Consider the following 22,129-nt stretch of genomic DNA (forward strand, 5'->3'; position numbering starts at 1 on the left):
TGTATATAAATACAGTTACCATATAAATCGCACCTTATTACAACATTAAGGTGCGTTTCGCTCAGATGGATCTGTCTTAAAGCTTTTAAGCATACTGTGAGGATCGACACGTTTAGTCTGCTGACTGCACGCCTGTGCCCACCACATAAGTTGGCTAAAAGTACGCGAATAATAATTAAACCACGATTTTTTATCTTCGCTCTCACACGTTGAGCCATCGTTATTTAGCCGCTCTTGCGCCTTAGGTACATGAATCATCGCTGAAACCGGCAAACACCCAAGCTCAGATAAAAAAGTGCGTAAACTAATTGCTGCCCTAAGCCCTCCCCATTGCCCTGCCGAATAAGTGACAATAGCGCTTGGCTTATACGAAAACAACGAGCTACCAAAATGATTTAATAAATCAGCTAATGCTGGGCTCATACTATGATTGTACTCTGGGCTTACCATTATATAGCCATCAGCTTGACTAATTTTATCTGCTAAAGCTGTTAAATGTTCAGGAGCTTGGCTTTTTGCATAGGCAAAATGAGGCTTAAATACATCCTCAGAAGGAAAATCGAGCGCGTCTATAAGCTCAAACTCGTGCTCGCTGTAACGCTCGTTTAAACATTCAAGGCACGACTTAGCCACGCGTTCACCTAACCGAGCTGGCTTAGGTGGCGTGCTATCTCTGATGGTGCCTAAAAAAACTAAAAATTTCATAAATGCCTCTTTATTTAAAAACTTATTACACTTTATGGATTAAGTCTTGTTAGATCAAAAGAAAAGGATCATTTAAATAACAACATATTTTGATTGAACTTTGATGACCTTTGCGGATTAAGATTAGTTCAAACTAGGGGCTATTTAATTGCAGCGTGAAGTGTGAAGCCCAGTGCCCTAAATAACTGCGGCTAAGTTATTCTAATCACTTATATTCATGTAATAATAAATAAAAACCGAGCAAAGATTTCGAAGCCTGCTCAAACACTTACCTAAATACCAAATAGGTTCCTGCAATTTTAACCTTGAAAAGTCTACAGACCCGGCAGGGTTAGCAAATAGCTCACACTTTTAAATGTACCGTTATTTGCTCGTATTACAATCTATGGGTAGGATAGATTATGCACATTGCTGAAATATAAATACAATTTAAGCGTATTGTGTAATTTACCAGCAAGTAAACATTTGGCTCTTTAATTCTATTTATAAGTTGGTATCCTACGCGGCTTTTTGATAACCCTGTTATAAAAATTAGCCAAGGTGGGGCTCTCGCTGCATGGCACATATAGTGGCAGCAATCTAGGTTCAACGTAATAAAACGTTGTTCTAAATTTAAAAGCAAATATTAAGGTAACAGTATGCGATTTGGCCCAGGATTACTTGTAACAGCTGCATTTATTGGCCCCGGAACAATCACCACGGCAAGTGTTGTCGGTGCAAACTTTGGATTTGCATTAATTTGGACATTACTCTTTTCGGTTATGGCCACTATTTTGTTGCAGTCTATGGCTGCTCGATTAGGCGTAGCAACAGGGCAAGATTTAGCGCAAGCGTTACGTGCTCACATTAAAACCCCTTATCTTAAAGCACTTGCTAGCTTTTTAGTAATAAGTGCAATTGGTGTAGGCAGCGCTGCTTATGAAGCCGGAAACCTCAGTGGTGCAAGTATGGGGCTCGTTGGTATTTTCCCAGGGGTAAGTGCGCAAATATGGACACCCGTAATTGCTATATGCAGTGCCATTCTTTTATACAGTGGTAAGCACAAGGTGGTAGAAAACGCATTAATACTGCTGGTGATCCTTATGAGCCTGGTATTTATATCTACATTAATTATGGCTGCGCCACCCATTACTCAGGTACTTACTGGGTTTATACCTACAATGCCAAGTGGCTCAATTACAACAGTACTTGCCCTAATTGGCACAACCATAGTGCCGTATAACTTATTTTTGCACTCTGGTGTTTTAGCAGCGCAAGATCATTCTAAAAGTGATAAAGACACTGTTATTAAACAAACTAATTTAGACACAGGTTTATCTATTACGCTCGGTGGTGTGATCACCCTTGCCATTTTATCAACCGCATCTGTTGCCTTTTATGGGACCGATGCCGGTAAAATTAGTGCAGCAAATATGGCCGTACAACTTGAGCCTCTTCTTGGCGAAGCAGCGCACTACTTTTTTGCTATTGGTTTATTTTCTGCAGGGTTAACCAGCGCAATAACAGCCCCACTAGCTGGCGCGTATGCTGTATGTGGCATGCTTGGCTGGTCAAGCGAAATGAGTAACAGCCGTTTTAAAACAGTCGCCATTACTATTTTAGCTTTTGGTGCTTTTGTGGCTTCATTGGGACTTGACCCTGTTGCGGTGATTATATTTGCACAAGCTGCAAATGGATTACTACTGCCCATAATTACCGCGTATTTGGTGTGGTTAGTTAACCAAAAAACAGTAATGGGCAAATACACCAACTCAACACTTTTAAATGTAGTTATATTACCCGTGCTACTACTTATTTTTTCGTTAAGTTGTTACAAGCTATCAGGGTTGATTTTTTAAAACTAATCAACGTTTAACCATGGGCATGCCCATGGTTAAACATACAACCTTCGCTCCCCTGGCTGCTTTCAACCTGAATGGTGGCATGTTCAATATCAAAGTGGTCATGTAAATGGTGCTGTACTTCAATTAAAAAGTCGTTATTTAATGCGTTGTTCTCTGTTACTAGGTGAACAATAAGCGCAGACTCTGTGGTACTTAGTGGCCACACATGTAAACCATGCACACCTTCAACATGCTCAATGCTTAAAAAATACTGCTTTAGTTTTTCTATACTAATATTTTTAGGGACGGCATCGGTGGCGTAATTGAGCGAGTCTTTAAATAATCCCCATGTGCCAATAAACACAATCACTACAATACTCAAACTTACAACAGGGTCCACCCACTGCCAGTTTTTAAATAAAATAACAATGCCGGCAATAACCACACCTAAAGACACCGCAGCATCGGCCGCCATATGTAAAAAAGCACCTCTAATATTTAAATCGTGCTTTTGCCCTTGTACAAACAACAATGCAGTTAATGTGTTAATAACTACACCAATAAGCGAAACCACAATAACCGTCATGCCGGTAACCGGCTGAGGGTTATTAAAACGCTCAATCGCTTGCCAAGCTATGCTGATAAGTGCAGCTATAAGTAAAACAGAGCTCAATAACGATGCTAATACGGTAGATTTTTTATAACCAAAGGTACGTTTGTTCGTTGCCGCTTTATTAGCTAACACATTGGCGCCCCATGCGAGCAATAAACTGACAACATCGCTAAGGTTATGCCCTGCATCGGCTAAAAGCGCTAAGGAGTTAGCAAAAAAACCATAGCCTGCTTCTATTAATACAAAGATAAGATTGAGTAAAACACCGATAGCAAATGCACGGTTGTAATGACTAATATGATGGCTGTGATCGTGACTCATACGACTCCTTACATCAGTAAATAACATTAATTATGTATGTGTGCGAAGATATTTAAGCGTACCTAATAAATAAAACAGCCCATAAATACTGCATACAACTGAGCTTATAATCCAAAACTGCATAGAGTTATGGTGAACAATTTGGCTGGTAGTTAAAAAAGGAATGATTAAACCTGCAATACCGCGCACTAAATAAATTGCAGTGATTAATACCAAAGCCGTTTTTAATAAAGGCAGCTTTAAAATAAAACCTGCGCCAGAGAGCGCATACAAGCCCCATATAACAAGTATGGCTGATATAATTAAAGTAACAAAGGTAGGATACGTACTTCCCTGCTTAGCCAACTGCGCCATGTGTTCGCCAGCACCAAAAAAGCGATACCAATCAGGGCCGCCAAAAATACAGGCAATATGTAAAAGTGACGCTATAAAACTTAAAAGCCCCGCTATAACCAATAGCTTATTAAACTTCATATACTTATAAACCTAAGTTATTGGCTTATATAAGCAACAAAACCAATTAACGCTGCGTAAAAGCTAAAACCAAGTAAACATATTAGGTAAACATTTTTAGCTTTATTTGCCTTAAAGCTCACATAATCTTTAATATCAGCTTTAAACTTACCAAAGGTGAATACGTTTAAAATTGCACAGCCGGTAGAGTACAAAATAAACCCTAAAATGGTTTCTATCATTAGCCATATAAAAATATCTAAAGCAATGCTCATAACACTCATCCATTAAGTAACTTAAAAATAGCGTATCAAATTTAAATTTGTTTATCAGTGTATTTATAGCCTTAAGGTGTAACAATAAATTTCGTAAGCCCTATAAGTTGCCCCGACTCGGTTACCACTTTTACCTGCCATTTACCTTGAGCATCATGCGGAAAATTTACTTTATGCGTCCATGCTCTGTAGCCTTGTTTTCGCCCACCATTAATATTGAGCGTAATTCTATCAATCTCTTTTTTATTGTGTATCCATACATGAAATATCTTTTCGTTTAAACCTCGTGGCGCTTTTACTGCGGTCCACGTGTACAGCCCTTCACTATGGAGTGTATATAAATCAAGAGTATCAATGCTGCCTAACGGTTTTTTATGCTCTTCATCTATCTTGTGTGCCAAGGTAATATCGGTTAAACGCAAGGCTGCCGGCGGTACAAAACTGCGAAGCTGCCAAACTCCAGCACTTATTGCGCATAAAATTAAAACTAAAATAGGAAAACGCCACCAGCGCGCATCAGGCATTAAGTTTGCTAAGCTAGGTAAAGTAATTAGCACAGAGGTTACAAGTGCAATGGCTAAACTTTGGCTCGTGGTTAGGTTTAATAAAATAGGCAAGGTAACAAGTAAAACCACGAATAATGCAAAGTTATGAAATACTGTGAATAGTGTGCGGTTTTTAGCTAATTTTTTATAGTAAAATGGATCTATTACCGATATTAATGCACACAAAACAATCAGCGATGTAAAAAGTGCTTGTGGGTGATCCCACTGCGTAACCGCTAAAAAAAACGGTAACGCAAAAAATAGGCTTTCTTGCTGCACCATTTGCAGGGCAAAGCGCATTACATTGGGAGATACCGCCACCCCAAAACGCTCTTCTACTTTATCGCGTAGCCAATTATCGATAATCAACCAAAACCAGCTAATAAGTAAAACGATAGCAATAACCTGCGAGAACGACTCTTTTCTATCAACCATTACATAGCTTGCAACTCCTGAACAAAACGCCAATACCGCCAATAACCCAGGTCTTTTTTGCATTGCCACTATAAATTGTGTAATGAGATTTTTTAGTTTATTCATTTATTTAAACGTCCGTGCATAATGATCTTTATTATTATCAAGTTAGTTAAATCAGTGTAACTAAGCGTAGATTAACAACACATAGATGCCTGCAGGTATTCTTTTAGTTGTTGTATTAAAAACAAACCCCATTTAACCGCTATTATAATGAATAACTGGCTATAACACGCCTTTAAAAATGACAGTAATTTTTAAAACGGTAATACAAAGCCCTAATTAAAATAAGGGTTACGGCCATGCCTGAATTTTATTAATGCACAACATGAATTCACCACAACAAACCCACCTAGACGTCTAAACATCTAAAAATCAGACGCTGTACAATTGTTTTACACGCTCAAACACAGAGATATGCTCTCTCAGTAACAGCATTGATTTATATAAATGAATCAAACTCATGTTTTATGTGAAATTAAACCGTTTTTATTAAAACACCGATCAGCGTATAAATTATCCATCGGCCAGCGCTTATAAGCATTAAGCCTGTTTATTACAAAACCATCTTTTGAGCACACCAAAGGCTCAGGTTTTAAATATACAAAATGGATAAAGTCACCATGAATAAAAACATTACATTTAATATTAAAAGTCAGCGCCTTGATGAAAACTACCACCCCGCTGAAAACACCCGTATTACCACTAATTTTGCAAACTTAGCACGAGGCGAGCACCGCCAACAAAACTTAAAAAAAGCGCTCAATATGATCAACAACCGCTTTAATACCCTTGCTAATTGGGATAACCCCACCGGTGAGCGCTACAACCTTGAGCTTGAGATTATTTCTGTAGATATTGGTTTAGATGAAAACAGCCAACGCTTTCCTTCTATAGAAATATTAAAAACAAATATTATTGATAACAAAACAAATAAGCGCATAGAAGGTATTGTTGGTAATAACTTTTCGTCGTACGTACGTGACTACGACTTTAGCGTGTTACTACAACAACATAATAAAAATAAACCGCAATTTAGTATTCCTGATAATTTTGGGGAGTTACATGGCAAGTTGTTTCAGTCGTTTGTAAGTTCAAACACCTATAAACAACACTTTAAAAAGCCACCGGTAATTTGCTTAAGTGTGTCAGATAACAAAACCTATCACCGCACCGCTAACGAGCACCCTATTTTAGGCATTGAATACCAACCAAACGAATCGTCGTTAACAGAGCAATACTTTAAAAAAATGGGCTTACAGGTGCGTTACTTTATGCCTGCGAATAGCACAGCCCCTTTTGCATTGTTTTTTGTTGGTGATTTACTAAACGATTACACCAACCTTGAGCTAATAAGCACTATTAGCACCATGGAAACGTTTCAAAAAATTTATCGTCCAGAAATTTACAACGCCAATGCCAAAGCAGGTAATGCCTTTAAGCCTAATTTAAAAAATGCCGACCATTCACTCACACAGATTATTTACGATAGAGATGAGCGCAGTAAATTAGCCGCCGAACAAGGCAAGTTTGCTGAAGAGCATTTTATAAAACCGTATAAATCAGTACTTGAGCAATTTACATCAGCAAACGTCTAACCTTATTTTAATAAATGGTCACCCTTATTATGAAAAAATTATTACCTACCTCTACCGCAGGCAGTTTACCAAAGCCCTTATGGCTTGCAGAGCCAGAAACCCTTTGGTCGCCGTGGAAGCTTAAAAACAACGAACTCATTGAAGGCAAAAAAGACGCCCTGCGCATTGCGCTTCACTCACAGCAACTAGCAGGTATTGATATAGTGAGCGATGGCGAGCAAACACGCCAACATTTTGTAACTACATTTATAGAGCACCTTAACGGTGTTGATTTTGAAAAACGAAAAACCGTAAAAATACGCGACCGTTACGATGCAAGTGTACCAAGCGTAGTGGGCCCTGTTAGCCGCCAAAAACCCGTATTTGTAGAAGATGCTAAGTTTTTGCGCTCGCAAACTAACCAACCTATAAAGTGGGCACTACCCGGCCCCATGACCATGATTGATACACTGTATGACGACCACTACAAAAGTCGCGAAAAACTAGCGTGGGAATTTGCTAAAATACTCAACCAAGAAGCCAAAGAACTCGAAGCCGCAGGCGTAGATATTATCCAATTTGATGAGCCCGCGTTTAATGTATTTTTTGATGAAGTAAACGACTGGGGCATTGCCTGTTTAGAGCGCGCAATTGAAGGGTTAAAATGCGAAACCGCAGTGCATATTTGTTACGGCTACGGCATTAAAGCTAACACCGATTGGAAAAAAACATTGGGCAATGAATGGCGCCAGTACGAAGAAGCTTTTCCTAAATTACAGCAATCAAATATTGATATTATCTCACTTGAGTGTCATAACTCGCACGTACCTATGGATTTACTCGAACTCATTCGTGGTAAAAAAGTAATGGTAGGCGCTATTGATGTTGCCAGCAATGAAATAGAAACACCCGAAGAAGTAGCCGCTACTTTACGCAAAGCACTGCAGTTTGTAGATGCCGACAAACTCTACCCCTGCACAAACTGCGGCATGGCGCCACTTTCGCGCGAAGTTGCAAACGCTAAGCTTAATGCATTGAGCAAAGGCGCTGAAATAGTAAGAAAAGAGCTATTAGGGTAGTAAAACTTACTTTAAAACCAGCTATGTAATTAAAACCAGCGCACTTATTTAAAAATAAGAGCGCTAGTGGGTATAGCGACTAAGGGGCTTATAAGCTCAAGCGTATATTTAGCAAAGTTGATTCAGAGTGCTACTTAGCTTTACTAAACTAAATTAAAATTTGTATGTAAAATATTGACATTGCAACAGTAATAAACGTAAAAAGTCCAATAACTACAGTCCGCTCAGGAATAGAATGAACTATCAGTGATGGCATTTTTTTTAAAACAGGAAAAGTTGGGAAAAAGAAAAAAGAATGTTTTTCAAAATTTTTATATTTATCCCACACCTTTGAGAAAAACAGCTTAATACCTGAGAGATACATCACTACAAAGGTAGAAGCCCCAAGCACTTCGACCATGGCCATAAGTTCAATACTTACCATTATTTCTGGCCCAGCTAATAGCATGACTATGATTACCGCCAAAGCGTGCCAACCCCCCTTTGACATCGCTACTTTTATCCTATCAAACACCAAATTTTCCTTGTAAAGCTAACGAGCAGTGACGTAGCTGCATAATTGCGAAGAGCCGCTGCGTTACTGTCCCAGTGAACGTGTTTAGCGTTTTGTTATATGCCGTTTTTTCTACGTCCATCTTCATAAAGAACAAAACAGTCTGCACTAATTTTACGAGAATGTTTTTGTAATTCGCACTCTAGTAAAGCTCTTTTGTTGGCGAGTTCTTGATTCGGATATCCATACCCATAGCCACTTACCCATGCGCCGTCTTTTTCCACGGCAACTGCATAAGCTTTCTGATTCCTATAATTAAGATATCTTTTTATATCACTATCCATTTCCGTTTTTGTAGCTTCTGGAATTGATGTTGTAGCGCAAGAACAAAGAACAACTATTGATAATGGTATTAGAAAAAGCTTCATTGTTTAAAACTCCCTTTTAGGCATATGATGAGCCTGTAGATTAACTCGTTATTAAATTTGTTTTTATTGATTAACAAACCATAGCTGAGTTCCTATTTTGGTTCAATTGATTACTGTATTTTTACACAGAAGATTGAAGTGTTTGATATTGTTTTAAATGGCGTTTTGAATAATTACTAAATCTTATTAAATCTGACACCCAATATAAATCAGCGAACCGAACTGTAATTAATTATTAAATTTGACACCCAATATAAATCAGCGAACCGAACTGTGCCACTAAACATGCTCCTCGGGTGCAGAATTAATTTTTTATTACTTGGTCATTTTTATTTCATCCATTAAATAAGTCAGTGGCATTCTCAAACCTGAATTACACGCATGAAAATAATTATTAAATCTGACACCTAATTATTAAATCTGACACCCAATATAAATCAGTATTAAATCTGACACCCAATATAAATCAGCGAACCGAACTGTGCCACTAAACATGCTCCTCGGGTGCAGAATTAATTTTTTATTACTTGGTCATTTTCATTTCATCCATTAAATAAGTCAGTGGCATTCTCAAACCTGAATTACACGCATGAAAATAACTGCAAGATTGCAGTTTTAATTTTTACTAAGTAATTTTTAATTTATGCGAGTAGCTTTTCGCAGTTGCTAATATTTGAACGCCGTTTGCGCTTTAAATTTTCACAGTAACTTACTTGTGAAGTGGGTCTGCCTACTGCACCATGAAATACGCGCGTAAATTGCGTAGTGAGTTTTAACCAGTTTTCGGGGGATATATTAAGTCTTTCTAGCAGAGGAGGGTTCATATTATCAATGTGCCCCCGTTTATCCTCTCGTATTATTCGCCCTGTTAACTCAACAAGTTCAAGGTAAGATTTAAGCTCAAACGGCAGCCCTTTAGGCATAATCTGACGTGGCATACCTGCAAAACGTAGTAACTGCTTAGGTTGTTTACCTTCTGCCGCGCATGTTAAGCGATTTTGTACACTGGTATGGTCTGACTCTTCTGGTTTGTTAGCTATTTTAGCTCTAATGGGATTTAAATCGACATAGGCCATGCAGGCTGCAAGTGCTGCTTCATCTAGTAATGCTTGCGATTTGAACCTTCCCTCCCAGAATCGTCCTGTGCAGTTATCTTCTTTATTTGCTCTGCGAGCAATGTTTTCATTTAACAACCGCATAAACCAGCTGATACTTGATAGGCGCTCTCGGTATTGCTTTACTGTTTGATTAAAAAAGATAAGTTCAACTTTACTTAGCTTTTCACCCTGTATGTATTTTTGTGTTAACAATGTGCCTTTACAGAGTTTATGCCAGCGAATAATAATCGCTTTATCATTTAGCCTATTCGCTTTTTTATCATCTACATACAGTACTAAGTGCGTGTGATTACTCATAACGGCATAAGCACACACGTCGATACAAAATATCTTAGCTAATTCAAGCAACTTATCCTCAACCCATCCTCGTCGATGCTCGTAAGATTGACCAGTAAAACGGTCTTCTCCACACAAAAAAGCACGACGAACACACCGTGAAATACAATGGTAGTATTTTGTATCAACCAAACTTACTTGTCGCTTTCTTGCAATTGCCATAAGACACCCAGCTCGTTTTTTACACTGATTTAAACGTAGCCTTCAATTTTGAAAAGAGCAAAACTTAAGATGGGTGTCTTATTTATTTTATTTATTATTATTTGCCCGCGCAGCGGGCGAACTTGATTTTTTTGTTATACGCGCTTTTCAACGAAGTGCATACCCCAGCGGTTTGATGCAGAAAGCATAAAGCCGAAATAGACGATTGAAAATACACAGCCCAAGAATGCTTCACTTCCTGTTTTAACGAGTAGAGGTTTAAAGAAATTCACTACGAGGCAAAACAGAGTTATAAACCAAATTGCTTTCATAACGTTGTCGTAAATATGGTTTTTTAAAATGCCGCTGTGTTCTTGGAAGCTGAAGAAGAAACAGGAAAGTTTGCAAGTAAGCCAAGTTAAGAAAAAAGATGAAATTGAAATGAAGATTGCGGCTGCCATTTCTTGAGTAAGCATACCGATTAAGAACGCAGAAGCACACCAAACTAGTGGTAACTTAAGTCCTAACTTTTGAGTAATGAGAAGATACTTAGGTTTTTTAAGCGGCATTTCTATCCTTGATGCTCATAGCGTATAACGCCTCATTCAGAGGCAATAAAATAGCTGGTTAAAATTAGCGAGGCACGAGCAAAAACCAGCTGTTTTTTGTCCTGCTGAAATGACTTGTTAAGTGCCCGTTCTTATTCATACCAAGAACTAGTATCGACCTCTAAAGCATTCTCATTTACTGAGATATTCTCGGGGTTTGTTATACATGCGTCTACGGGAATATAAAATGGGAAGTCATTTGAAATTTCGCAGAAATCATCACCTTTCCCGTACTCTTGAGTAATATAAATTGTTCCCTCAACCCCTATCGTGATTCCATTTTCTTCCAAGTATTCGATTTCCATTTTTTCTGGAGAAACCTGTTCGACTATCACTCTGTGAGCCAAAATAGATAACTCATCGGGGCACGAGTTAATTACAGCATCAAATACTTTATCTTGAATACCGTACTCTAAGCTTTGTGTAACCATGCTTTCCAATGAATCTAGCTCTTCAATGACTTCCTGAGAGCGTTGAATAATAAACTTCATATCAGTGTAAAACTTTTGAGGGCAAGCTTTGAAGTGTTTAGCCGTGATATGGGTATATTTATTAAAAAAGTTAAACTCTTTCAAATAGTCTTTAATGCTCTGATTAAGATCTTCAATAGTAAATTCGTCCAGATAAGCATCAGACAAAAAACCTTGTGCGCAAAACTTAAGCTTCTGTCGTCTTGTGACATTAAATTTGTCACTTTCTTTTTCATACCAACAAGCCTTTTCTACCTCTTTATCAGGTGCACGTCTGTTTAATACTTGAAGAACTAACTCTCTCATAGAAAAAGCAAAATTATGAAAACGTAAAGGGTTTCCATGAGAGCAGTAATTTCTCAAACTACATAAGAACAACTCTCTTTCGAAATCGGTCTTTAACAGTTTCTCAAACTCAATTATGAAAGAGTGATTCAGTAACTTTTTTAACTTCATAGGTTAGATAAAACACCTTAGGGCATTTAACGCCCTGTTATGGGGTGGATTAAGCTTGGCTATTCTAGCGAAGAATGAGCGTCAGCCAAGCATTAAAACGTCCAATCCATAAACAGCTTGTTATATACCCGAATTCAATATTTGTTTAGCTATATTTGCTGCTTTTAAGTTTTCATCTGTAATTGGCTCTGGAGCACCCATCGCGATTATAAAGTTTTGCCTTTTACTTTTGACAAGGTAGAAATATGAATACAAAGAAATATCACCTTGCTTACTGACCGATTCAGCAGAAAAACCGACACAACCTGAACCGCAATCTACCTCGGATAAAACTGATTTCATAGGTTTTAAAGTTTCGTTAACGCTATCGACGATTTCTGAAAACTGCTCACCTACCAAATAGCCAAATTCAATATTGATAAAAGGGTTTCTTTTTTTACCAAAAGCTAAAATCCTTCTTACCTTGTCAGTTTGGACGGTTAAGTTGTCAGGTAAAGATATGACAAATGAATCAGTCTTGACATTCTGTGCTAAAGAAGCGAATGGAACTAGTAATAAAAATGCTAAAATAAAACGCATACTTTTCCTTGGGTATATAACACCTCATTAAGAGGCAAAAAAGTTGGTTAACATAAGCGACGAAGGAGCAAAAACCAACTGTTTTTTGTCCTGATTTAATGACTTGTTAGTTTTACATTCCAAAAACTTCTTCGAAGCTTTCACCATTGTCTAATCGCTCTAATCCAGAATATAAAAATTTTGGATCTAAATCTTCAATTGCAACTCTTGAGGCTTGATACGATTTAACACTTGTGTTTGGAAAGTCACTAAGAAAAAACACTGATTTAATTTGCTCTACTTCTTCTTGTGAAACATCAATATTTTCTATTAAAAATGGGGCTCTATAGTCAACTTTGATACCCGTACCTTCAATAAACCAAGCTGGCAATTTTGTGAATTCTGTAAAAATATTGGTTCTATGCCTAACTTCAGCATGCACTAATTCATGAGCTATAACGTCAACATTCATTCCCTTTGGGCCTAAGAATATACACTCTCTAAAAAAACCAGAATTTTGCATACCTGTAGGATTAAGTCCGTATTTTTTATATTCAAGATCATTTGTCATAATCAATCGAGGAGAAGAGTTTATCTCGCCATATATTTGATTTACTCTGTTGTAAGCCATATTCATTGACTCTAAAAGTAACGTTCGTTGCTCGCTAGTTACGCTAGAGTCCACATATACATCGGGGTGTACTTCTGCGAAATTTGTTAGGTTTATAGCCTCACATGCTATTGCTTCTTTTTTAAAAAATAGAAATGAAAAAATAAAGGAAAATAACATAATCAATAAACTAACTTTCAGAATGCGCACACACTCTCCTTGTAAAAACTAACATCCACATAAGGGGCGGTAACACATGGGCTAAAATTAGGAGCGAAGTGACGCAGCCCATGTGTAGGCGTCCCAGCGAAGCGACTTAATGTGTTTGTTATATTTGTGGCTTATTCAAACTGCTGTTTGTCCCACGGTTGATTTTTGTCTTCTCTGAATGCGTCCCAGCCTTTAGGTAGATCTGCAAGCTCAATCATTTCTGGAAATTTGCTAATAAAACACCCCATACAAATTACCATGCCGTCATCGGGGTCATCCGTAGTGTTGCACATAAACTGCCACCCATCATCTATGTAATGATTAACTTGGATTATTGGCTCCAATCTTTCATAGACAAATTTGGTAGTTACTGCAGCAGAGTCTATTGGGCAACTGAAAGGCCATTCATCTTCTTTAAAAGTGTGCTTATGCATAATTTTCCGGACAAATATAACTTTCCAATAACGGGCGCAGACATGTGGGGCATAATGGCGAAGCCGCCCCGCGTGTATGCGTCCCAGCGAACGAAGTGAGTGCGTTGATTGGCTTGTTAGTTGCCACGCTAATACATCCTAGAATAACAGCTGAGATTTGCGGCCAATGCTCACTCACTTTTGACGAATAGCTTTTTGAAGAGTTCTTCTGATTTGGCGAGACCTTCTTCAGTTAAAACCACAGACTTTGATTTGCCAACAGGGTCGTGAATATAACCTTTTTCATAAAGCCGATCGGTAATACTCCAGTCTATTTGTTTCCAAGCCCTACCAAACTTGTCATGCAAAGTAAGGTAAAACAGAGCAAGTGCCGCTTCATCGATTTTATCTTCATCTATTTCCACTGCTGTCTCCATTTTCATATGGCTACTAACGCTCGCCTAAACGGCGAATTAATAATGGGCTAAAATATTGAGCGCAGCGACAATAGCCCATTGTTAATTGTCCGAGCGAACTTGTGAGCGAATTGAGGCTCTTGTTAGGTGACGTTGTACTTGTCACTCATTTTTCTAGAGTAAGCGGTTATCGCACAATACAGAATCAAAAAACAAGGCACATACAACAAACTTCCAATAACAACACCTTGCATTGGGTTAAAGCCACCTAAATAAGACTGCAATGAAAAATATCCAATAAGACAAATTGCCATCGCCAGTAATATTACATGCTTTATTCGATTTTGATTTCGAACAATTTTTATCAAACCTATCAGGCTCAAGACCAATGGAATTAAAATGAAAATTGATAATATTTCAGTACCCATAGTCACCTAACGCTTTGCCAAGGGGCAAATGCGAACGTTGTTGGGCGAAGCCCAGTGAGCATTTGTCCCAGCCGCGCCTTTTGCGGCGAACTTAGGCAATTTGTTAGGCATTTTGCCTCCGTAACTTTGCAATTGAAACCAATAGCATTACAGGGAAAAACCAAAGTGCCAATACTACAAATATAAGCAACGGATTGAATAAAACAAAAATCGGCATGTATAAATGATAAAGCGGAAGATTAAGAGCAAAGCCAAATATTTCTGAGCCCAAGAAACCTGAACATTTGAAACCAACTAGCATCGCATCATAAGCGTAGCATCCGACAAAATCTATAGGCTTGGTTCCATACTCTACAACATTGAAGATAATCATATTGGCAATAAACAATCCAATAACCAACAGGATATAGATTATTGACAAATTTCTAAGTAACTTCCAATGTCTCAAATTCATTTAATGCCTAACGCCCGCCTAACAGGCGGAAAATGCTTGGCTAAAATTAGGAACGAAGTGACGAAAGCCAAGCTTTTTGCGTCCTTTGTTGAGGCGCTTGTTATGTGTAAACGCACTCTGTAACTTTAAACTCTGTAAAATACACTTTGAATATAGAGCCAGACCGTAATTCAAGAATATGTTTATATAGCTCATTTTCCAATGATACTTCATGAGTTAAAATATCACCGTGAAAAGTATCATTGTAATTAAATTCATTTTCATGGCCGATTAGTTCGTAATATTTAACATTGTTGTATGTTAAAACAATGTCGCGATCATGTTTTTGCCCGAGTAGATTCAAAGTGATTGATAACGAAGCATCAAAAGGACGTTGTTTATTGCGATTCTCGGCAATAGTTAAAGATGTAACCCAACTATCATGAAGCGACTTGGGATGATTTAACTCATAACGTTCTAGATTGGTAGCGAACTCAAAGAGCTGTTCAGGAAATTTCGTTTTGTCGCTAACAAGATTAGAAATATATTTATCAAAATTTGAATTCACTATTGAACTTCCATTTACACATAACAACTTTGTATCCGACATTTGTCGCTTTATAAACCGACAAATGTCCAAATATTACCAAACATCTAATGTAACCAGCGAATAAGCACATGTAAACAACTAGTTAGCTATCATCTAAATTTACTCGATGCGAGAAAACACCAAAATGGTAGAGATCAGTAATATCGGACAAAAGAGTAATACACTAATAAACAACAACACTTAAACTTTTCTTTCGCCTTGAACCTTTTACCTTTAACTTTTTACCCACAAAAAAGCCGCTGTTCGTTTAAAACAGCGGCTTTTCTACTTAAAGCTGATAGCTAAAAACTGACAGCTTGTATTTTAAGCTTTACCAATCACTTCAAGCCCACCCATGTATGGGCGTAATACTTCTGGCACGACTACTGAACCATCTGCTTGTTGGTAGTTTTCTAGTATAGCGACTAGTGTACGACCAACCGCTAAACCAGAACCATTTAGTGTATGGAGTAACTCTGGTTTTTTAGCACCTTCACGGCGAAAACGTGCTTGCATACGGCGCGCTTGGAAATCGACCATATTTGAACAAGACGAAATTTCGCGGTAGGTATCTTGCGCCGGTAACCATACTTCTAAGTCGTATGTTTTGGCTGCGCCAAAGCCCATGTCGCCCATACATAAAATTACTTTACGGTATGGTAGTTCTAGTGCTTGTAAAATTTGCTCTGCGTGGCCGGTTAGCTCTTCAAGCGCTTGCATTGAATTTTCTGGTTTTACTAGTTGTACTAGTTCAACTTTATCAAACTGATGCTGACGAATTAAACCACGTGTATCGCGACCGTAGCTGCCTGCTTCACTTCTAAAACACGGTGTGTGCGCAGTTAAGCGAATCGGTAAATCGCTTTCTTCGTAAATTTCGTCGCGTGCGCTATTAGTAAGCGGTACTTCTGCTGTTGGGATTAAGCTAAAGCCAGCTTGTTGTTCACCGTCGTCGTTTACTAGGCCTAATGTATGGAACAAATCGCCTGCAAACTTAGGTAATTGGCTTGTGCCGTAAAGGCTTGCGCTATTTACTAAGTACGGTACATACATTTCTGTGTAGCCGTTTTTATCTGTGTGGGTATCTAGCATGTATTGCGTAAGTGCACGGTGCATACGCGCTACTTGGCCACGCATTACTGTAAAACGTGCGCCACTAATTTTAACGCCCATTTCAAAGTCTAGGCCGTTTAGGTCTTGGCCTACGTCTACGTGATCTTTTACTTCAAAGTCGTACTTTTTAGGCGTGCCCCAAGTAAGTATTTCAACGTTGTCTTCTTCATCAGCGCCTTCTGGTACTGATTCGTCTGGCAAGTTTGGAATTGCTAAAGCAATGTCGTTAATAGCGTTGAGTACTTCATCTTGCGCTTTTTTAGTTGCGTCTAATTCGCTGCCTAAATTTGCCACTGCATCTAGTAGTGGTTGTGCGTCTTCGCCTTTTGCTTTTGCTTGGCCAATGGCTTTAGCACTGGCGTTACGTTGACTTTGAAGCTCTTGCGTTTTTACTTGTAATGTTTTGCGTTGTTCTTCAAGTTCTGTCACTTTTGCAACATCAAGCTCGTAGCCACGAGCCGCTAAGCGTGCTGCAGTTTGCTCAACGTCTTGTCGTAAATATTTAGAATCTAACATGTTAGTTTTTTAACCTTTTTGCATTACCAGCTGAAGGCCCAGCCAAGCCATAAAAATACAGTTCATCACATTTAAGATGATATTGAGGGCCATTTTAATAAAGTGACCTTGTTGTAATAACAACAACGAGTCCATTGAGAATGTTGAAAAGGTGGTTAACGCACCTAAAAAGCCAATACCAATAAGGGTTTTAGCGGGGCTTGTGGCGATAATTTCTTTCTCTATCAAACCGTACAAAATGCCCATTAACAATGAACCCAGAATATTAACCGTCAACGTGCCAAAAGGGAATCCCCTACCAAGGAGTTTTAGCATGGTTTCGCTAATAAAAAATCGTAAACAGGCTCCTGAGGCACCGCCAAGGGCGATCATCATATAAAGTTTAATCATTTTCGTACCGTTTAAGTGGGCTTTGCGCGTCGCGATCTTTTAGGTAATCAAGCTTTTGCTTAATTTTTTGCTCAAGGCCGCGATCGCTCGGTGTATAATACTGTTTGTCTTGAATTTCTGGCGGTAGGTACTTTTCACCTGCAGCAAAAGCGCCCTCTTCGTTGTGTGCGTAGCGATACTCAGCGCCATAGCCTAAGTCTTTCATTAGGTTGGTTGGCGCGTTTCGTAAATGCTCAGGTACGGGGTAACTTGGCTCATTTTTGGCATCTGCCTTTGCTTGGTTAAACGCCATATAAACGGCATTACTTTTAGGTGCGCTGGCTAAATATAAGGTAGCTTGTGCAATGGCGCGCTCGCCCTCACTTGGGCCTACACGCTGAAATATATCCCATGCGTTTAACGCCACTTCCATTGCGCGAGGGTCGGCATTACCTATGTCTTCTGTGGCAATGGCAAGTAAACGCCTTGCTACATAAAGTGGGTCGCCGCCGCCGGCTAAAATACGGCAATACCAATACAGCGCACCATCGGGGGAGCTACCTCGTACTGATTTATGAAAAGCCGATATTAAATCGTAAAATTCATCGCCGCCTTTATCGTATTTAGCTAAATGGGTTGGCAGTACTTGGCTTAATACGTGCTCATCTACGTTGTATGTGCCATTTTGCTCACTCGTTAAATCAACCGCTTGCTCAAGTAAGTTTAATACTTTACGGGCATCGCCACCGCTTGCTTGGCAAAGCGCCTGTTTGGCGTTTTCGGCAATAACAATGTTTTTTTGGTTTAGTTGCTCATCTTGCTTAAGTGCGCGCTCTATCACAGTGTATAAGTCGCTTTCCTGCAAGGATTTTAAAACATACACGCGTGCACGCGACAAAATAGCGTTGTTAAGTGCAAATGAGGGGTTTTCGGTTGTTGCGCCTACAAATATAAAGGTACCATCTTCTATGTGAGGTAAAAATGCATCTTGCTGCGATTTATTAAAACGGTGTACTTCGTCAACAAACATAAGCGTGCGCTGCCCGCGGCTTTGTAGGTTATCGTGGGCTTGCGTTACGCTGTCGCGAATATCTTTTACGCCTGCGGTCACAGCCGACATTTGTATAAGTTCGGCATCGGCGTGGTTTGCAATAATTTGCGCAAGGGTGGTTTTACCTACCCCAGGCGGCCCCCACAAAATTAAGCTGTGGCAACGCCCTGCAACAATGGCTTGGTGCAAGGGCTTGTCGCTACTTAGTAAATGCTGCTGACCTATGTATTCGTCAAGCGTTGTTGGGCGCATACGCGCCGCAAGTGGGCGTACATCGGGCCCAAAGTTAAAGCCTAAATTATTCACCGTTACTCTGATCGTCTATTTCTACACCCTCTGGTGGGGTAAATTCAAAGGTGCTTGTATCAAGCGTGGTATTTACGTGTGCATTGTTAAAACTAAACGATGAAAGCTGACCAGAATTATCCGTCACAACTAACTTAGCAAGGCCTTGCTCGTTATCTGCAAAGGTAATATCAAGCTGCTCTACTTGGCTCTCTACGCCTTTATTTGGCGTTACACTAAAGCCAGAGTCTGTGGCTTGAACACTGTATTTTTCCCATTGTGCAGGGTCTTTTGAGGTGAGCAATACAAACGGCGTTGAATCTATAAGGCTATGGGTATCCATAATAGTTACTTGCTCAGCAAAGCTGTCGAAGTAATAGGTTTTGTCGCCATTTGATACAAATAAGGTATCGTCTGGGTTTGTTTGCTGCCAGCGGATCATCATAGGTTGTTTAAGGGCAATTGTGCCCTCGCCTTGCATAACCGATTGGCCTTGCGAGTCGGTTACGTTTTGAGAAAACTGCGCTTTAAAACTTTTAAGAGTGGCGAGTTTGTCTTGCAGTGCTTGGCTGTCGTCAGCAAAGCTAGGCGTGGCAATTAAACTGCCAAGCATTAATAATAAACTGTTTAATTTTTTCATTAATTTGCTCCATTAGGTACTAATACATCGCGAGCGCCGTTGTGGCCAGGCGAACTCACGATACCCGATGTTTCCATTTGTTCTACTAGTCGTGCTGCGCGGTTATAGCCAACACGTAATTTACGTTGTACTGACGATACTGATACTTTGCCGGTTTCGATTACAAATGCTACGGCTTCGTCGTAAAGCGGATCTGACTCGTCATCTGCGTTTTCATTGGTTTCACCTGGTAATAAAACATCTTCTGTTGCATCACCATTTAAAATTTCATCAATGTAATTAGGTTTACCACGTGCTTTCCAATCGTTAACTACCGCATGTACTTCATGGTCGTCAACAAATGCGCCATGCACACGCTCTGGTACACTTGTGCCTGGCGGTAAATAAAGCATATCACCCATACCTAATAGGTTTTCGGCGCCTTGCTGGTCAAGTATGGTACGCGAGTCTATTTTGCTCGACACCTGAAACGCCATACGCGTAGGTATATTGGCTTTAATTAAGCCGGTAATTACATCTACCGATGGGCGCTGTGTTGCAAGTACTAAGTGTATACCTGCGGCACGTGCTTTTTGCGCAATACGGGCAATTAGCTCTTCAACTTTTTTGCCTACAATCATCATCATGTCGGCAAATTCGTCAATTACTACTACTATACTTGGTAGTTTGTCTAGCTCATCGGGGCCTTCTCTCATGCCGTCGGTGTCTTTAAATAATGGGTCAAGAATTGGGTAACCCGCCTCTTTGGCTTCCATTACTTTTTGGTTGTAACCTTTCAAGTTACGCACACCCAACGCCGACATTAATTTATAGCGGCGCTCCATTTCGCCTACACACCAACGCAGCGCGTTAGCGGCTTCTTTCATGTCGGTAACAACTTCACACAATAGGTGCGGAATACCTTCGTAAACCGAAAGCTCAAGCATTTTCGGGTCAATCATGATCATACGAACATCATCAGGGCCCGATTTGTACAGTAAGCTTAATATCATTACATTAACGCCCACTGACTTACCTGAACCTGTGGTACCGGCTACCAGTAAATGGGGCATTTTACCTAAATCGGCACACACAGGTTGCCCTGCAATATCTTTACCTAATACCATGGTTAGAGGGGATGGATTTTGCTCAAATTTAGGGGCGTTAATGACCTCAGATAAACGTACGATTTCGCGGTATTTATTGGGCAGCTCTATCCCTATGTACGTTTTACCAGGTATAACTTCTACAACACGTACACTAATTGCCGATAATGAACGGGCTAAATCTTTTGATAAGCCCGTAATTTTAGACACCTTAATACCCGGTGCTAAATCAAGCTCAAAACGCGTTACTACAGGCCCTGGGTACACCCCTACTACAGTGGCTTGTACGTTAAAGTCGAGTAATTTTGTTTCAACAAGGCGCGATACACTTTCAAGCTCTTCTTGTGATATCGGGTTTTTTGCTTTGTCGGGTCTGTCGAGTAAATCAAGCGACGGTAATGGCCCTGGTGGTGGCTCTTTATCAAGTAACTCTTCAAACTTTTCTTTAGCTGTTGGCGGTGGCTGATACGCAGGTTTTGGCTTAGGCATTGGCCTTGCTGGCGATACCACCGTGGTCACCGGTTTTTCAGGCTCAACAACTTGGCTTTGATCCAGTGCATTTAACGCAGCTGCTGTATCCATAGGCTCATCGTCTATGGCGCTAAAGCCAATTTCTTGGTCGAGTATATCGTCTAGCTCATCAAATGGGCTGTAATCATCACTAATTTGCGGCTCGCTAAAGGTAGGCTGCTCTTTAGTAATGGCTTTTTGTTTAGCTGGTTTTTTACTTTTAGCAGGTTCTTGTTCAAATTCTGATGATTGCTCGTGTATGGTATCGCTTTGCTCATAATTATCAGCGTCATCATTAAATTGGGCATCGGCCTGCACAGGGCTTGCCGCAATGCGCTCTCGTTGCATCCAACCTTGGGCGTAATTAAAAGCATAGCGGTAGCCTCTAACCACTAAATCACCAAGGTAGTCTACAAATTCAACCCATGACACGCCGGTTAATAAAGTAAGCCCAGCAAAAAAGAAGCACAATAATAAAATAGAGGTACCGGTAAAGTTAAATGCTGGCATCATGGCCGATGCAATCACATCGCCCACTACCCCACCGGATGAAAAGTTATAAATATCATCAAAGTTAATGCTGCTAATTGCCGTTGCCGAGGTAATAAATAATGCAAAGCCAATAACACGCAAGGCAAGTGTGGTGTAATCGAGCTGTAAAATACGATGAGGTTGCTTAAACAGTAAATAGCCAAATAGCTGAATAGCGGCCGGCACTAAATAAGCAAGCCAGCCAAATGAAAGTAATAGTATATCGGCCACCCAAGCACCAGCAGTGCCTGTAATATTTTTTACGTTTCTAAATTCACCCGTTTGCGACCACGCGGGGTCTGCAGGATCAAAGCTGATTAAAGCACATAAAATGAATATTGCCGCAAAGGTGCTGATGATCAGCCCTGTTTCTAATAGTCTTTGCACACCATTTAGGCGCATAACTTCCTATCCTCTTTATTGTTCTATTCGCACTTGCTTGCAATCAAATACCTTA

General features: G+C 39.7%; 24 protein-coding genes. 3 read left to right on the forward strand and 21 right to left on the reverse strand.

Annotated features, from left to right (window positions below; all coding sequences use genetic code 11):
• Positions 1–45 precede the first annotated feature (45 nt).
• Positions 46–705, reverse strand: coding sequence for an NADPH-dependent FMN reductase (locus AN389_RS07975; RefSeq protein WP_055018814.1), 660 nt, complete (start codon positions 703–705; stop codon positions 46–48).
• A gap of 638 nt (positions 706–1,343) precedes the next feature.
• On the opposite strand from AN389_RS07975, the gene AN389_RS07980 reads away from it, so the two are divergent.
• Positions 1,344–2,543 carry an Nramp family divalent metal transporter gene (locus tag AN389_RS07980; protein WP_055019553.1) on the forward strand — a complete coding sequence of 400 codons (1,200 nt, stop codon included), beginning with the start codon at positions 1,344–1,346 and terminating at the stop codon, positions 2,541–2,543.
• A 13-nt stretch (positions 2,544–2,556) separates the two neighbouring features.
• Here AN389_RS07980 and AN389_RS07985 read toward each other — a convergent pair whose 3' ends face one another.
• The 4 genes from AN389_RS07985 to AN389_RS08000 form a co-directional block, all read right to left on the reverse strand.
• A complete protein-coding gene (locus tag AN389_RS07985; protein WP_055019554.1) occupies positions 2,557–3,462 on the reverse strand; it encodes a cation diffusion facilitator family transporter in 906 nt (301 codons plus the stop codon).
• 30 nt (positions 3,463–3,492) lie between these two features.
• Positions 3,493–3,936 carry a hypothetical protein gene (locus tag AN389_RS07990; protein WP_055019555.1) on the reverse strand — a complete coding sequence of 148 codons (444 nt, stop codon included), beginning with the start codon at positions 3,934–3,936 and terminating at the stop codon, positions 3,493–3,495.
• A 17-nt stretch (positions 3,937–3,953) separates the two neighbouring features.
• Entirely contained in the window at positions 3,954–4,190 is a 237-nt protein-coding gene (locus tag AN389_RS07995; RefSeq protein ID WP_055014769.1) for a hypothetical protein, read from the reverse strand.
• A gap of 71 nt (positions 4,191–4,261) precedes the next feature.
• Positions 4,262–5,275 (reverse strand): DUF5924 family protein, encoded by a 1,014-nt coding sequence (locus tag AN389_RS08000; RefSeq protein ID WP_055019556.1) that lies wholly within the window; start codon positions 5,273–5,275, stop codon positions 4,262–4,264.
• 557 nt (positions 5,276–5,832) lie between these two features.
• Between AN389_RS08000 and AN389_RS08005 the strand changes: the two genes are divergently transcribed.
• Both AN389_RS08005 and AN389_RS08010 read left to right on the forward strand, forming a co-directional pair.
• A complete protein-coding gene (locus tag AN389_RS08005; protein ID WP_055014767.1) occupies positions 5,833–6,807 on the forward strand; it encodes a DUF1852 domain-containing protein in 975 nt (324 codons plus the stop codon).
• Positions 6,808–6,836: 29 nt separating this feature from the next.
• On the forward strand, positions 6,837–7,865 hold the full coding sequence (locus tag AN389_RS08010; RefSeq protein WP_055014766.1) for a methionine synthase: 1,029 nt from the start codon (positions 6,837–6,839) through the stop codon (positions 7,863–7,865).
• A gap of 148 nt (positions 7,866–8,013) precedes the next feature.
• On the opposite strand, the gene AN389_RS08015 is transcribed toward AN389_RS08010, so the two are convergent.
• The 16 genes from AN389_RS08015 to AN389_RS08095 form a co-directional block, all read right to left on the reverse strand.
• A complete protein-coding gene (locus tag AN389_RS08015; RefSeq protein WP_055019557.1) occupies positions 8,014–8,379 on the reverse strand; it encodes a hypothetical protein in 366 nt (121 codons plus the stop codon).
• A 95-nt stretch (positions 8,380–8,474) separates the two neighbouring features.
• Positions 8,475–8,786 carry a hypothetical protein gene (locus AN389_RS08020; RefSeq protein ID WP_055014764.1) on the reverse strand — a complete coding sequence of 104 codons (312 nt, stop codon included), beginning with the start codon at positions 8,784–8,786 and terminating at the stop codon, positions 8,475–8,477.
• Positions 8,787–9,427: 641 nt separating this feature from the next.
• A complete protein-coding gene (locus tag AN389_RS08025; protein WP_055019558.1) occupies positions 9,428–10,402 on the reverse strand; it encodes a transposase in 975 nt (324 codons plus the stop codon).
• Between the two features lie 134 nt (positions 10,403–10,536).
• Complete coding sequence (locus AN389_RS08030; RefSeq protein ID WP_055018384.1) at positions 10,537–10,950, reverse strand: hypothetical protein; 414 nt, start codon at positions 10,948–10,950, stop codon at positions 10,537–10,539.
• A 131-nt stretch (positions 10,951–11,081) separates the two neighbouring features.
• Positions 11,082–11,915 carry a hypothetical protein gene (locus tag AN389_RS08035; RefSeq protein WP_055018385.1) on the reverse strand — a complete coding sequence of 278 codons (834 nt, stop codon included), beginning with the start codon at positions 11,913–11,915 and terminating at the stop codon, positions 11,082–11,084.
• A 120-nt stretch (positions 11,916–12,035) separates the two neighbouring features.
• Positions 12,036–12,494: a hypothetical protein gene (locus AN389_RS08040; protein ID WP_055018386.1), complete on the reverse strand. Its 459-nt coding sequence runs from the start codon at positions 12,492–12,494 to the stop codon at positions 12,036–12,038.
• Positions 12,495–12,606: 112 nt separating this feature from the next.
• A complete protein-coding gene (locus AN389_RS08045; RefSeq protein WP_055018387.1) occupies positions 12,607–13,293 on the reverse strand; it encodes a hypothetical protein in 687 nt (228 codons plus the stop codon).
• Between the two features lie 131 nt (positions 13,294–13,424).
• Positions 13,425–13,727: a hypothetical protein gene (locus AN389_RS08050; RefSeq protein WP_006793678.1), complete on the reverse strand. Its 303-nt coding sequence runs from the start codon at positions 13,725–13,727 to the stop codon at positions 13,425–13,427.
• Positions 13,728–13,897: 170 nt separating this feature from the next.
• The gene (locus AN389_RS08055) at positions 13,898–14,131 is read right to left on the reverse strand and encodes a DUF6429 family protein (protein ID WP_044056436.1); all 234 of its coding nucleotides are present in this window, start codon (positions 14,129–14,131) and stop codon (positions 13,898–13,900) included.
• Positions 14,132–14,653: 522 nt separating this feature from the next.
• Positions 14,654–15,004, reverse strand: a complete 351-nt coding sequence (locus AN389_RS08065) for a hypothetical protein (RefSeq protein WP_055019560.1) — start codon at positions 15,002–15,004, stop codon at positions 14,654–14,656.
• Positions 15,005–15,104: 100 nt separating this feature from the next.
• Positions 15,105–15,551 (reverse strand): hypothetical protein, encoded by a 447-nt coding sequence (locus tag AN389_RS08070; RefSeq protein WP_082430547.1) that lies wholly within the window; start codon positions 15,549–15,551, stop codon positions 15,105–15,107.
• A 345-nt stretch (positions 15,552–15,896) separates the two neighbouring features.
• Positions 15,897–17,201 (reverse strand): serine--tRNA ligase, encoded by a 1,305-nt coding sequence (serS, locus tag AN389_RS08075; protein ID WP_055019562.1) that lies wholly within the window; start codon positions 17,199–17,201, stop codon positions 15,897–15,899.
• A gap of 9 nt (positions 17,202–17,210) precedes the next feature.
• Positions 17,211–17,591: a fluoride efflux transporter CrcB gene (gene crcB / locus AN389_RS08080; protein WP_055019563.1), complete on the reverse strand. Its 381-nt coding sequence runs from the start codon at positions 17,589–17,591 to the stop codon at positions 17,211–17,213.
• A complete protein-coding gene (locus AN389_RS08085; RefSeq protein WP_055019564.1) occupies positions 17,584–18,927 on the reverse strand; it encodes a replication-associated recombination protein A in 1,344 nt (447 codons plus the stop codon). Before AN389_RS08085 ends, crcB begins: the two co-directional genes overlap by 8 nt.
• Positions 18,920–19,546, reverse strand: coding sequence for an outer membrane lipoprotein chaperone LolA (gene lolA / locus AN389_RS08090; RefSeq protein ID WP_055019565.1), 627 nt, complete (start codon positions 19,544–19,546; stop codon positions 18,920–18,922). The genes AN389_RS08085 and lolA overlap by 8 nt, the downstream gene beginning before the upstream one ends.
• Positions 19,546–22,074 (reverse strand): DNA translocase FtsK, encoded by a 2,529-nt coding sequence (locus AN389_RS08095; RefSeq protein WP_055019566.1) that lies wholly within the window; start codon positions 22,072–22,074, stop codon positions 19,546–19,548. The genes lolA and AN389_RS08095 overlap by 1 nt, the downstream gene beginning before the upstream one ends.
• Between the last annotated feature and the right edge of the window lie 55 nt (positions 22,075–22,129).

Source organism: Pseudoalteromonas sp. P1-7a (assembly GCF_001401855.1).
Lineage (GTDB): Bacteria > Pseudomonadota > Gammaproteobacteria > Enterobacterales > Alteromonadaceae > Pseudoalteromonas.

Bases quoted from the DNA above. Each gene is read 5' to 3' on its own strand.
- AN389_RS07975 (WP_055018814.1), bottom strand. From the start codon at position 705: ATGAAATTTTTAGTTTTTTTAGGCACCATCAGAGATAGCACGCCACCT.
- AN389_RS07980 (WP_055019553.1), top strand. From the start codon at position 1,344: ATGCGATTTGGCCCAGGATTACTTGTAACAGCTGCATTTATTGGCCCC.
- AN389_RS07985 (WP_055019554.1), bottom strand. From the start codon at position 3,462: ATGAGTCACGATCACAGCCATCATATTAGTCATTACAACCGTGCATTT.
- AN389_RS07990 (WP_055019555.1), bottom strand. From the start codon at position 3,936: ATGAAGTTTAATAAGCTATTGGTTATAGCGGGGCTTTTAAGTTTTATA.
- AN389_RS07995 (WP_055014769.1), bottom strand. From the start codon at position 4,190: ATGAGCATTGCTTTAGATATTTTTATATGGCTAATGATAGAAACCATT.
- AN389_RS08000 (WP_055019556.1), bottom strand. From the start codon at position 5,275: ATGAATAAACTAAAAAATCTCATTACACAATTTATAGTGGCAATGCAA.
- AN389_RS08005 (WP_055014767.1), top strand. From the start codon at position 5,833: ATGAATAAAAACATTACATTTAATATTAAAAGTCAGCGCCTTGATGAA.
- AN389_RS08010 (WP_055014766.1), top strand. From the start codon at position 6,837: ATGAAAAAATTATTACCTACCTCTACCGCAGGCAGTTTACCAAAGCCC.
- AN389_RS08020 (WP_055014764.1), bottom strand. From the start codon at position 8,786: ATGAAGCTTTTTCTAATACCATTATCAATAGTTGTTCTTTGTTCTTGC.
- AN389_RS08025 (WP_055019558.1), bottom strand. From the start codon at position 10,402: ATGGCAATTGCAAGAAAGCGACAAGTAAGTTTGGTTGATACAAAATAC.
- AN389_RS08030 (WP_055018384.1), bottom strand. From the start codon at position 10,950: ATGCCGCTTAAAAAACCTAAGTATCTTCTCATTACTCAAAAGTTAGGA.
- AN389_RS08035 (WP_055018385.1), bottom strand. From the start codon at position 11,915: ATGAAGTTAAAAAAGTTACTGAATCACTCTTTCATAATTGAGTTTGAG.
- AN389_RS08040 (WP_055018386.1), bottom strand. From the start codon at position 12,494: ATGCGTTTTATTTTAGCATTTTTATTACTAGTTCCATTCGCTTCTTTA.
- AN389_RS08050 (WP_006793678.1), bottom strand. From the start codon at position 13,727: ATGCATAAGCACACTTTTAAAGAAGATGAATGGCCTTTCAGTTGCCCA.
- AN389_RS08065 (WP_055019560.1), bottom strand. From the start codon at position 15,004: ATGAATTTGAGACATTGGAAGTTACTTAGAAATTTGTCAATAATCTAT.
- serS (WP_055019562.1), bottom strand. From the start codon at position 17,201: ATGTTAGATTCTAAATATTTACGACAAGACGTTGAGCAAACTGCAGCA.
- crcB (WP_055019563.1), bottom strand. From the start codon at position 17,591: ATGATTAAACTTTATATGATGATCGCCCTTGGCGGTGCCTCAGGAGCC.
- lolA (WP_055019565.1), bottom strand. From the start codon at position 19,546: ATGAAAAAATTAAACAGTTTATTATTAATGCTTGGCAGTTTAATTGCC.
- AN389_RS08095 (WP_055019566.1), bottom strand. From the start codon at position 22,074: ATGCGCCTAAATGGTGTGCAAAGACTATTAGAAACAGGGCTGATCATC.